Annotated in this window: 9 protein-coding genes; 5 read left to right on the forward strand and 4 right to left on the reverse strand. The window is 47.4% G+C overall.

Going from position 1 to position 11,941, the window contains the following annotated elements:
• Positions 1 to 28: 28 nt before the first annotated feature.
• The 3 genes from HUK38_RS12355 (at position 29) to HUK38_RS12365 (ending at position 2,300) form a co-directional block, all read left to right on the forward strand.
• A complete protein-coding gene (locus HUK38_RS12355) occupies positions 29 to 616 on the forward strand; it encodes a V-type ATP synthase subunit I (protein ID WP_182584636.1) in 588 nt (195 codons plus the stop codon).
• Between the two features lie 111 nt (positions 617 to 727).
• Positions 728 to 1,816 (forward strand): glycosyltransferase, encoded by a 1,089-nt coding sequence (locus HUK38_RS12360; protein ID WP_182584637.1) that lies wholly within the window; start codon positions 728 to 730, stop codon positions 1,814 to 1,816.
• Between the two features lie 166 nt (positions 1,817 to 1,982).
• Positions 1,983 to 2,300, forward strand: a complete 318-nt coding sequence (locus HUK38_RS12365) for a BrnA antitoxin family protein (RefSeq protein ID WP_182584638.1) — start codon at positions 1,983 to 1,985, stop codon at positions 2,298 to 2,300.
• On the opposite strand, the gene coaE is transcribed toward HUK38_RS12365, so the two are convergent.
• The 3 genes from coaE to mutS are packed head-to-tail and all read right to left on the reverse strand — an operon-like array spanning position 2,297 to position 6,686.
• A complete protein-coding gene (gene coaE, locus HUK38_RS12370; protein ID WP_182584639.1) occupies positions 2,297 to 2,941 on the reverse strand; it encodes a dephospho-CoA kinase in 645 nt (214 codons plus the stop codon). The two genes, HUK38_RS12365 and coaE, sit on opposite strands and share 4 nt — an antisense overlap.
• Before the next feature lie 16 nt (positions 2,942 to 2,957).
• On the reverse strand, positions 2,958 to 3,989 hold the full coding sequence (locus HUK38_RS12375) for a glycosyltransferase family 2 protein (RefSeq protein ID WP_182584640.1): 1,032 nt from the start codon (positions 3,987 to 3,989) through the stop codon (positions 2,958 to 2,960).
• Positions 3,990 to 4,049: 60 nt separating this feature from the next.
• Positions 4,050 to 6,686, reverse strand: a complete 2,637-nt coding sequence (mutS, locus tag HUK38_RS12380) for a DNA mismatch repair protein MutS (RefSeq protein ID WP_182584641.1) — start codon at positions 6,684 to 6,686, stop codon at positions 4,050 to 4,052.
• 388 nt (positions 6,687 to 7,074) lie between these two features.
• Between mutS and HUK38_RS12385 the strand changes: the two genes are divergently transcribed.
• The gene (locus tag HUK38_RS12385) at positions 7,075 to 7,980 is read left to right on the forward strand and encodes a recombination-associated protein RdgC (RefSeq protein ID WP_182584642.1); all 906 of its coding nucleotides are present in this window, start codon (positions 7,075 to 7,077) and stop codon (positions 7,978 to 7,980) included.
• 57 nt (positions 7,981 to 8,037) lie between these two features.
• Complete coding sequence (locus HUK38_RS12390; RefSeq protein ID WP_182584643.1) at positions 8,038 to 9,753, forward strand: bifunctional sulfate adenylyltransferase/adenylylsulfate kinase; 1,716 nt, start codon at positions 8,038 to 8,040, stop codon at positions 9,751 to 9,753.
• Positions 9,754 to 9,929: 176 nt separating this feature from the next.
• Here the strand turns inward: HUK38_RS12390 and ppsR are convergent, their stop codons facing one another.
• Positions 9,930 to 11,360 carry a transcriptional regulator PpsR gene (ppsR, locus tag HUK38_RS12395; protein WP_182584644.1) on the reverse strand — a complete coding sequence of 477 codons (1,431 nt, stop codon included), beginning with the start codon at positions 11,358 to 11,360 and terminating at the stop codon, positions 9,930 to 9,932.
• Positions 11,361 to 11,941 lie beyond the last annotated feature (581 nt).

Below are 11,941 nucleotides of genomic sequence, written 5' to 3' on the forward strand. Positions count from 1 at the left end.
TTAAACAACGCGATTGGAGTTTCTATTTATGACCACGACCTACGAAGATATTCTCAATTTATTTCGGGAAAATGATGTGCAGATCAAACAACTTTTGCGCGCTCAACAAGAAACTGAGCGGCGCTTTCAAGACACTGAGCGCGAGCAAAAAGAAACTGCTCGTCAATTAAAAGAATTGGGCAAACAAATTGGTAGGTTGGGTGAAAAATTTGGTAGCTTCACCGAAGGATTGGCGCTGCCATCAATGGCAAGAATTTTGCGGCAACAGTTTCAAATGGAAATCATTAGCCCGAGTGTGCGGGCGAGTAAAGCCGGGCAGCATCTTGAAATAGACGTTTTGGCGTATGCGAATGGTGAGGTGAATACCGCGTATATTGTCGAAGTCAAGAGTCATTTGCGCGAAGAAGCCATTACGCAATTAAAAAATATATTAGATAGATTCCGAGCGTTCTTTCCCGAACACCGCGATAAACGATTATTCGGTATTTTGGCGGCGGTGGATTTACTCCCCACTTTACGCGAGCGGATTTTGAATGAAGGTTTATACGTTGCGCGGATTCACGACGGGATATTTGAATTGGATACGCCGGCCGATTTTCAACCCAAAGCGTGGTAGTTATTAGCTATTTAATCGCAACCGCCGGGCATCATTTAATCGCATTGTTTTAACTCAACTTAATTAATAACTCACAACCCAACCGCGCAATTCTTATTAAATACTTCAACCATGACCCATTGGCCGCACACGCTGCAATTAATTGGTAGCCGCACGTTGGGCGGAGCGGAGCGCTGGTTTCAACGCTTCAACGTCGCGCTGGCGGCACACTCCGCCCCGGTCACGCTCGGCATTCGGCGCGGCAGTGCGCTGGCGACGCTCGACTACGCCGGATTAACGCCGCACCAATTGCCATTTTTAAGCGTCTGGGATCCGTGGTCACGCCGCGCCGTTAGCCGCTTGATTGCGCAAACGCGGCCGGAAATCGTACAAACTTACATGGGACGGGCGACGCGCTTGACCCACCTTGACCAACTCCCGCCCGCGCACCGCCCGCGTCACGTCGCCCGCCTCGGCGGCTACTACCAACTCAAGCCGTACCGCCACGCCGACGCCTGGATCGGCAACACTCGCGGGTTGTGCGATTGGTTAATTGCCAACGGGTTGCCGGCGGCGCGGGTGCAGCACATTTACAATTTTGTTGACCCACCGCGCTGGCGTTCTGCCAATGAAATCAACCAGTTACGCGCCGCGTGGCACATTCCAGCCGAGGCGTGGGCGCTGGTCACACTCGGGCGTTTTGTGCCAGTCAAAGGGCATCGTGATCTGCTCGCGGCCGCGGCGCAATTGCCGGCCGAAATTGACGGGCGGCGGTGGTACTTGATACTGGTGGGCGATGGGCCGCTGCGCGCTGACCTGACACGGCAAGCAGAGCAGGCGGGCATTGCGGCGCAGGTGCGGTGGTGCGGTTGGCAAGCCGACCCGAGCGCGTGGTTGCAACTTGCTGATTTAATTGTGTTTCCGTCGCTCGATGCCGAAACGCTGGGCAACGTGATTTTGGAGGCGTGGGCGTGGCAGCGGCCGCTGGTCACGACGCCATTTCGCGGGGCGCGGGAATTGGTGCGGCATGGCGAAGATGGCTGGACGGTGGCGGGTAATGATGCCAAGTTATTTGCCCGCGCAATTGAGTTGGTATTAAAAGATGCGGCGCTGCGGGCGGGGTTGGTTAATAACGGGGCAAGGCGGATTGAACGCGAATTCACGCGGGCGGTGATTATGGAGCAGTACCGAGCGTATTATAACCAGTTAATTGGCGGGTAGGGGAGTTGATTCAATCCCCGCTGCCACTGGGCTGTTAAGTTCTATTGAAAATAGACAGTATACTGTTGGTTTAAGACCGCCACCTAAATTGTCATTTGCAATGAAATTCATTTGGGATGAAACTAAACGGCAATCTAAATTATTTCCATGCGAAAGGCAACCCGTGATGAAACCAATCTCTACTATCGAAATGCCAATGCTATCTAATGAAACTGACGATGATGCCCCGGCTTTAACGCAAACTGATTTTGATTGCGCAACATTTCGTGTCAACGGCAAAGTGGTTGGCCGTGAAGTTTGGCAAACAGCAGTCTGTACTCAAATCGGTAAACACCCGGTTTCATTATTATTAGATGATGAAATCATTGCTTTTTTCAAAGCGCAAGCGGAACGTGAAGGCGAAGACTATCAGTCGTATATCAATGCTGTTTTATATCACGCAATGCAAAGATTAAAAACAACTCATTCAAACCAACCCTATTAATTATGTATTCTTTTTTTGCAAAAGAAAGCGTTCGCGGTGCGCTTTTCTTTACCGGCCAACCCGCAATAATAGGCATGTAAGCGCGTGATTTGCTCCGCCAATGCCGCCAGTTCACCGCTATTATCAATTACCGTCATTGCGCCCGCCAAACGGGTTTCACGACTCACTTGCCGCGCCATGATTTGCTGAATCATATTTAATGATAAACCACTGCGTAATTGCACTCGTTCAATTTGCAGCGCTTCGGGAATATCCACCACTAAAATATGATCGGCGATTGCCTGTTGATAGGTTTCAAATAATAACGGAATCACCAGCATTGCATAGGCGCTGCGCACCCGCGTTAATTGCATTTGCATCTCGGCAAAAATCAGCGGGTGTAAAATGCTCTCTAATTGAGACCGCGCTCGCTCGTCATTAAAAATCTGCTGGCGCAGAGTGGCGCGATTTAATTCGCCATTTGAATTAAAAATCTGCGCACCAAATGCCGCTTTAATCATCGGAAATGCCGCACCGTCAATTGCCGTCAATTGGTGCGAAATGACATCCGCATCAATCACTGCAATTCCGCGCTGCGCAAATTCTTCAGCGACCGTTGTTTTACCGCTGCCAATGCCGCCAGTGAGTGCAACTGTGAACATGATGATAATGCGTTAATTAAGAGTGCGCATTGTCTTTTTCAACATGCCAACCCGCTTGGTCAGCATCACTTTGCCACGCAATGCAATGATGTGTGCGATCAGTTGACGCAAAAAAGGTGCGCGCTAATAATTCAGCCAAGACGCCGGTGGTCATCAATTGCGCCGCGGTGATTAATAATAAAATGCTAATGAATAGCAGCGGGCGCTGACCAATATCTTCACCTAATCCAAACTTGACGACTAATAAATGCGCCATCATTAAACTGCCAATGACACCAAAGCCAATGCCAATCATGCCAAAGAAATGGCCGGGGCGGGCGCCAAAGCGTAAAAAGAAAAATGCCGCGAGTAAATCTAATAAAACGCGGAAGGTGCGCGAAATACCATATTTCGATTGGCCGAATTGACGAGCGCGGTGCGTGACTACCGTTTCACCAATCCGTTGCGGTGCTGTTACTCCCGCAATCCACACGGGAATAAAGCGGTGCATTTCGCCATATAAACGAATCTCACGAATGACTTCAGCGCGATAGACTTTTAATGAACAGCCGTAATCATGCAATCGTACCCCCGTCACTTTACCAATTAACCGATTAGCAATGCGTGAGGGAATCTTGCGAATAATTAACGCATCTTGTCGCCGCTGCCGCCAGCCCTGTAATAAATCCAAATCCCGCGCAAATAATTCATCAATCATGCGCGGTAAATCGGCGGGATCATTTTGTAAATCACCATCTAATGTGGCAATCACTTGCCCGCGTGCCGCATCAAATCCCGCCTGCATCGCCGCTGTTTGACCAAAATTGCGGCGAAACCGAATGACGCGCACATGTTGTCCATAGCGGGTCATTTCCTGTTTTAATCGCTGTGTCGTGCCATCACGACTGCCGTCATCCACTAAAATCAATTCCCAGGGATCAGCGTAACTGGCCAAGCCTTCATGCACTCGCGCTAATAACGGCGCGACATTGTCTTCTTCTTGATACAGCGGGATAATAACTGACAAACTGCGCGGATGCGTGGCAAATTCAATTGCGGTGGTATTCATTATAAATCTCGGGTTAATGATACGAGTGACGTGTAACGGATGGGGTTATCATAAATGCAATCAGGGTTGTTCCGCAAGTGTTTTTAATTCATACAAGAGCGCCAGTGCTTGGCGGGGTGTGAAATCATCTAATTGAACCGTGCGCAGGCGTTCTAATAATGGATGTATTGGTTGCGGCACGAATGGCAATTGATCAGGTGGCGCTGGTGTTAATAACGGCAATTGTAAAGTGTCCGGTGAAGTGGTGGTTGCAGTTGAATGATGTTGAATAGCGGCGGCTTCTAATTCACGCAAATAAACCCGCGCTTGGCTAATAACCACTGCCGGGACACCCGCTAATGCCGCGACTTGCAATCCATAACTTTGATTGGCCGGTCCGGGACAAATACGATGCAAAAACACAATATGATCGCCATGTTCTACTGCATCAAAATGCCAATTAACAATGCACGGCGATTCATCCGATAGCCGCGTTAATTCAAAATAATGCGTGGCAAATAACGTTAATGCTTGAATGCGATTGGCCAATTCCATTGCTGTTGCCCAGGCTAATGATAGCCCGTCAAAAGTGCTGGTGCCGCGACCAATTTCATCCATTAACACTAAACTATTTGCCGTTGCATTATGCAGAATATTCGCCGTTTCTTCCATTTCAACCATAAAGGTTGAGCGCCCGCCCGCTAAATCATCCGCCGCGCCAATGCGTGAAAAAATCCGATCAATCGTGCCAATCTGTGCCGATTGCGCCGGCACGAAACTGCCAATGTGCGCCATTAAAACAATTAACGCAATTTGGCGCATAAATGTCGATTTTCCTCCCATGTTTGGACCAGTTAAAATCAATAATCGCTGCTGCGGATCAAGTGCAACGCTATTGGCAACAAAGGGTTCATTCACCAATTGCTCCACCACCGGGTGGCGCCCTTCATTAATATTAATCACTGCTTGGGTGGTTAAAATCGGGCGCTGCCAATTGCGTTGTTCAGCGCGTTCGGCAAAATTACTCAATACATCTAACGTGGCAATGGCAGTGGCAGTGATTTGCAACGGTTCAATGACTGTTGCTAAAGTACGCAATAACTCATCATACAATCCTTTTTCACGCGCCAATGCCCGTTCCCGCGCACTAATCACCCGATCTTCAAACTGTTTTAATTCCGGAATCAAATAGCGTTCCGTGCCTTTTAATGTTTGACGGCGTTGATAATCTGGCGGTAAACGATCCGCATGAACCCGTCCAACTTCAATAAAATAGCCATGCACTTTATTATAACTGACGCGCAAGGTACTAATACCTGTCCGCGCTCGTTCACGCGCCTCTAAATCTAATAAAAAGCGGTCACTATGCTCGGCTAATTCGCGCAATTCATCCAATTCGGCATCATAACCGGGCGCTAAAACTCCGCCATCTCGAATTAACTGCGGTGGGTTTTCAATCACTGCCCGTTCTAATAATGCGAGCGTTTCAGGATGATGACCCATATCCCGATCTAATTGGTTTAATAATGCCGGCGGTTCGAGATTGATTAACGCCGGTGCGAGGGCAGTATGTAATTGTGGCAGTGCGGCTAATGTATTGCGCAGGGTTGTTAAATCACGCGGGCGGGCGCTACCTAATGCGATTCTAGCTAATAATCGTTCAATATCGCCAATGGTTTTTAGTTGCTCACGCACGGCATTGTATGTTTGCGTGTTTAATAACGTAGTGACGGCATCATGCCGACCAGTAATGATTTCTCTATTGCGCAATGGGCGACCTAACCAGCGGCGTAATAATCGCGCACCCATGCTGGTAATGGTGTGATCTAAAATAAACACGAGGCTTTGCTGGTCTTCACCATTTAATCCTCGGGTGATTTCTAAATTGCGGCGCGTGGCGGCATCTAATAAGAGTGCATCGGTGCGCCATTCAACCTGTAAGCCGCGCAAATGTGGCACGGCAGCGCGTTGCGTTTCTTTCACATATTGCAATAAAGCGCCGGCGGCACCAATGGCTAATGTTAATTCTTTGCAGCCAAATCCATTCAAATCACGGGTGCCAAAATGCTCACATAATAATCGGGTGCTGCTCTCGAAATCAAAATGCCAAACGGGACGGCGGGTCGTGCCGGCAGTGATGCGTAAGTGTTCAGTTAAATCACTCTGTTCATTCAATAATAATTCAGCGGGCGTGAGGCGTTCTAATTCAGCCGCCAGCGCATCAATTCCCGATAATTCTAATACAAAAAAGCGCCCAGTGGAAAGTTCTAATCCCGCTAATCCATACGCGCATTCGCTGGCATGAATAGATTCTGCAATGGCGCAGAGTAAATTATCGCGGCGCTCTTCTAATAATGCGGCATCAGTTAAAGTCCCCGGCGTAATAACCCGCACTACCTCGCGTTTCACTGGACCTTTACTGGTGGCTGGATCACCAATTTGTTCACAAATAGCGACCGATAACCCATGTCGCACTAATTTGGCAAGATAATTATCCAGCGCATGATAAGGAATACCGGCTAATGGAATTGGTTGACCATTTGCTTGGCCGCGTTTGGTAAGTGTAATATCTAATAAACGCGCTGCCCGTTCTGCATCATTAAAAAACAGTTCATAAAAATCCCCCATGCGATACAATAATAAGGTGTCAGGATAATCTGCTTTAATACGCAAATATTGCTGTATCACCGGCGTATATTCAGAGTGATTTTTTGTCATAATTGTGGCATAATAGGGTAAAAATAGGGAATAAAAAAATCAGCTTCAGTATTTAAATGATGCGAATAGATTTAACTGATGTTCTCTGGTCTATCACGACCGTTACAGCAAGCGTATACTATTGGTAGTACGTTGGGATAGTGAGCAGATTACGGCGGCAACGTTGTTGACTATACTGTGCAACAGATAATGCACGGGTGGCAAGCACAATCAAGTTAGCGAGTTATTTTACTGTATCATTTAAATAGTAACTGGAACAGATTGATTGTGCGGATTGTCATTAAAAATCAGATATGCTGTGGTCGTTTATTATTTAATAATGCCGTGTTTTGCTTACCACGTGCGTCACGTTTTGTTAATTAACCAGTTTATTTTAGGAATCATCATCGTGTTTAAAAATGCCAAGGTGTTTCGTTTACGCAATCCATTTACATTAAATCAACTGCAATTACACGAACGCCTTGAAGCCTATGCTTTTCGACCGTGCGGACCATTAGAAACCATGACTTTAGGTTGGGTTGCCCCATTAGGTGATAATGCGCATGTTCTCGCACATTTGAATAACGATTGTTTAATGATTACGGCACGGCGTCAAGAACGGTTACTCCCCGCCGGTGTCATTAGCGAAGCATTAACGGCAAAGGTTGCCGAAATTGAACAGAATGAAATGCGCGATGTTGGGCGGCGGGAACGTACTCGGTTACGCGAAATGTTATTAAGCCAAATGCTGCCGCAAGCCTTTACGCAATCGCGTTTAATTGCCGCCTATATTGATTGTAAACATCATTGGTTTGTGGTTGATACTAGTAGTGATACTGTTGCCGAAGCGGTATTAAGTTTATTACGCCAAACGCTCGATTCATTACCAGCGCGACCATTGCAACCGACTGTATCTGTATCAGATCGAATGACGATGTGGGTTGCCAGCGGGCGGGCAATTGCAGGATTGGAATTAGAAGATCAATGCGAATTACGCGATGCAGTGGATCAACAGAGCGTGGTGCGGTGTCGTGGACAGGATTTAACTGCGCCTGAAATTAAACAACATTTGAATGCAGGCAAACGAGTGGTGGTATTAAGTTTGACATGGCAAGATCGCTTGTCATTTCTACTCGATGAAGAATTAGGGTTAAAACGTTTGCGCCTGACTTCAATGCTCACTGATGCACCGACTGATGCGGATACTAATGATGAACTATTGCGCTTTGATGCCGAATTAACGCTTATGACTGGCGAATTGCGTGCTTTATTAAATGCGCTCACCACTGAGTTTGGTTGCCAAGATGAAGTATAATTCACGCACCATAATGGTAATTTTGCTTATTCACTCAACACAGGATATTTATTCAAAATGATCAGCCACGAAACGACACCATGTACTGCGCCGCGTACCCTGCTGGTTAATGCCGAACGTGCCGAAGAATTGCGGCGTACTTCATTAGCATTCATGTCACTGACATTAACTAAGCGCCAATTATGTGATCTAGAATTATTATTAAACGGCGGGTTTTATCCATTAACTGGTTTCATGGATCGCGCCACTTATACGGCAGTTTTAACTCGTTGTCAGTTACCAACAGGGCATGTTTGGCCAATGCCAATAGTTCTCGATGTCACGGCCGACATTTCCGAGAAATTGCGCATTGGTCAACAGGTTGCATTGCGCGATACCGAAGGTTTTATGCCAGCGGTATTAACCGTCACTGAATTATGGCAAGCCGATAAAACGAATGAAGCCGAAGCAATTTTTGGCACGACCTCAGAGCAACATCCCGGGGTGAGCTATTTACAACAACAGACTCATTCATATTACGTTGCTGGCACGTTAGAAGGCATTCAATTACCAACGCATTATGAGTTTGAGCAATTGTGGCACACGCCGGCTGAATTGCGGGTGTTATTTAATAAAAAGGGCTGGCGACAAGTATTGGCGGTGCATAGTTCAAGTCCATTGCATCAAACACAACGACACATGTTAATTGACGCAGCACAGCGGGAACAATTGCCGTTGTTAATTCGTCCGGCCGTTGGAGAAACAAGTCCAGGGGATTTATCGCATATTGCGCGGGTACAGTGTTATCAAGCATTATTACCGCATTTGCCGGCGAATCTTACTCAATTAGCATTATTACCTTTGGCAATGCGGATGGCAGGGCCGCGTGAGGCGTTATGGCACACAATTATTCAACGGAATTATGGATGTAGTCATTTTCTAATAGGGCCAGATCATGCTTCGCCACCATTTAATCATCATCAAATGCGCTTTTATGAACCGAATGCCGCGCAAACCTTTGTGCAACAATACGCCGATGAGATTGGCATACATATCGTTGCAATGCCCGAATACTGTTATGTTCCCGCTCGGGCGACTTTTTTACCGTTGCCAGAGATAGAACGCGAGGGTTTTGACTCAGTTACTATGAGTGAAGCTGAATTAAAACAGCGTCTGCAACAGGAATTAACCATTCCCGATTGGGTCAGTTATCCGGACATTCTTAATCGCCTGCGCAAAGTTTATCCGCCGCGTAGTCGTCAGGGAATGACGTTGTTTTTTACGGGATTATCTGGGTCGGGTAAATCAACGTTGGCCAATATTTTGGTGGCGAAATTAACCGAAATGGGTGACCGTCCGGTGTCATTATTAGACGGCGATATTGTGCGGCAGAATTTGTCGAGTGAATTAGGGTTTTCAAAAGCCCATCGGGATTTGAATATTCGCCGCATTGGCTTTGTAGCGAGTGAAATAACTAAGAATGGTGGAGTGGCGATTTGCGCACCAATTGCGCCGTATCAAACCACCCGATTGGCGGTGCGTGAGTTGATTGAACAGCACGGGGTGTTTATTGAAATTCATGTATCTACACCATTAGAGGTGTGTGAACAGCGCGACCGCAAAGGATTATACGCAAAAGCGCGGCAGGGTTTAATTCCTGAGTTCACGGGGATTAGTGATCCCTATGAAGTGCCAGTGCAACCCGAATTGCGAATTGATACCAGTCAATTATCACCGAGCGAGGCGGTGCAGGAAATTCTGCTGCATTTATTTAAAACGGGGTTGCTGCGCTGAATAAACCGCTGCAATATTAGTGAATTGAGTAATGATACAGGTCGCTACAGAAGTGACGCAGTTCAAGGGTTGATGGGTTTGATTTTTTAAAGAAAATTGCGTTCCCACGCGGGCGGGTGGGAACGATTAAATTGATCGTCTAATTGTGTCACTCATTCACCGCACGACGATCAATATCAGGGTAAAACTTCTTGCTCCGGCGTCGCTTCACTTAACCCATAGCGGCGCAATTTAACGTATAAACTTTGGCGACTCAATCCTAATAACTCGGCGGCGGAAGCACGATTATCTTTGGTTAATTCTAATGCGGCTTCGATACAGAGGCGTTCAATCATATCAGTTGATTCACGCACCACCTCTTTTAATGGTACCCGCCCGACTAATTCGGTTAATTGTTCAATTGAACGCGGCAATGAAGTGCGCCCGGGTGGGGTGCCGGCGAAGACGCGGCGATCCACGTTGCGAATAATAAAACCAAAACTTTGTTGTTCACCAGCTTGGGCGGAAACCGCGGAGATTTCTACTTCGGTGGTGCTGCCATAATCACTGCGAATGGTGGTGGCGAATAATCGCACGGCGCCATGTTGGCGCAGGTTGGCAATTAACACATTCAAATCAACGCCGGGGCGGCCGAGCCAGCGATCTAATGATTCACCCCGCGCCTGTTCTTCACTGGTTAATTGAGCGAGTTCTAAAAAGGCGGCATTGGCACTTAAAATGCGGCCGTCATGGCGAGTAATAACGATGCCGTCCGGTGCTTTTTCCAACATTTTAATTAAGCGTGAGCGCGGTTCATTGCATGGAGCAGTGGTTGAATCCCCATTGACTGGCGATAAGCGGACTAATAAAAGCGTGGCATTTTCTTGGCGAATGGGCGCGGCAGTCATTAAAAATTCGGTGGTTTGTTCACGCAAGCGGGTGCGCACGTCATTGGTGCGACCTGAGCTGCGGACGCCTGTTAATAATGATTCAATCAATTCGATGCTATTCGCATCAAAATGATCAGCAAAGGCGCGCCCAATGAGTTTGCGTGCATCAACGCCGAGTAATTGACTGGCGGCGGGATTGACTTCGACAATTTTCCCAGTATTCGGATCTAAAATGAGAATGGCTTCACTGGTGGAGCGGAATAATAACCGATAGCGCGTTTCTAATTGACGCAAGCGCCAATAATCGCGTTCTAATGAATGTTGTGCATCAACCAGCCGCTGTTGTAATGCGGCCATGCCTTGCAAATTGCGGCCGATTGCAATGATGCTATTGCGATTACCTAAACGAGTTGCGCAATACCGCACGGGCATTTCAGCGCCACTCGGCACTAAATGATCTAATTGCCAGAATTGCGTGGGGTGGGTGAGGCTGGGGGCGATGTAGAGCAATTGCTCAACGCGGGCGCGGCTGTCGGGCGTGACGGTGTCGGTCAAGCGTCGCCCGACCCAGTCCTCGCCGATTTGGGAGGACAGCTCGTCGTTGCCGAACGCGACGTCGCAGATGCGACCTTCACGGTCGAGGATCAGGGCAATGTCGGACGCCGCAGCGATCAGTTCAGCGACTGCCTCGGTTTCAAGGTCGCCCAAAGCCGCCTGCGGGGCGTCAAACAATTTCACTGGGCATACTCCCCGCGTGTTCGCCGCTTGGCTGTACCCGCGGGCGGGGCAACACGTCGGTTGGGTCAAAAAATTTTAATGCCAGCAAGTTAAATCTATGTTTTACAACAGTATTTTCGCATTGTTGCGGTGGATCAGGGGTAGCGTCGCGGGGCGCGACAACTGGCCGTGCCTAACATAATTTTCGGCGCAACGCGATCGCATCAACCGACATTAGTAAAACCCAGTGCCACCTGCTGTCAAGTTTTGTTTACGTTAAGCAAACTTGACACTGGCCATGCGGGGTGGAATTGTCAGGTTTTTTTACACTCAATTTGGTTGGCAATTATTTTTAATAACTATTTGATTTAGCGATAAAAAAATTGTTTTGTGTCTAAAAAGACTCAGTTTAGCGGCTGTATTTGTCAGAAATTTTTACAGTCGTGATTTTTAACTAACTATTTGTTTTAATAGGAATTAGTCAAAAAAGCGGGTAAAAAGTGTAAAGAATTCTTTACAGTCATTTGCCAATAACTGCCCGGGCTAAAGGGTAACAGATTGATTATTAAAGCTATTTGTAATTGGTAACCTATTTGCTTTAA

It is taken from the genome of Thiospirillum jenense, from assembly GCF_014145225.1.
GTDB lineage: Bacteria > Pseudomonadota > Gammaproteobacteria > Chromatiales > Chromatiaceae > Thiospirillum > Thiospirillum jenense.

Excerpts from the sequence above, each read along its gene's own strand:
- HUK38_RS12355 (WP_182584636.1), top strand. The coding sequence starts at position 29 with ATGACCACGACCTACGAAGATATTCTCAATTTATTTCGGGAAAATGAT.
- HUK38_RS12360 (WP_182584637.1), top strand. The coding sequence starts at position 728 with ATGACCCATTGGCCGCACACGCTGCAATTAATTGGTAGCCGCACGTTG.
- HUK38_RS12365 (WP_182584638.1), top strand. The coding sequence starts at position 1,983 with ATGAAACCAATCTCTACTATCGAAATGCCAATGCTATCTAATGAAACT.
- coaE (WP_182584639.1), bottom strand. The coding sequence starts at position 2,941 with ATGTTCACAGTTGCACTCACTGGCGGCATTGGCAGCGGTAAAACAACG.
- HUK38_RS12375 (WP_182584640.1), bottom strand. The coding sequence starts at position 3,989 with ATGAATACCACCGCAATTGAATTTGCCACGCATCCGCGCAGTTTGTCA.
- mutS (WP_182584641.1), bottom strand. The coding sequence starts at position 6,686 with ATGACAAAAAATCACTCTGAATATACGCCGGTGATACAGCAATATTTG.
- HUK38_RS12390 (WP_182584643.1), top strand. The coding sequence starts at position 8,038 with ATGATCAGCCACGAAACGACACCATGTACTGCGCCGCGTACCCTGCTG.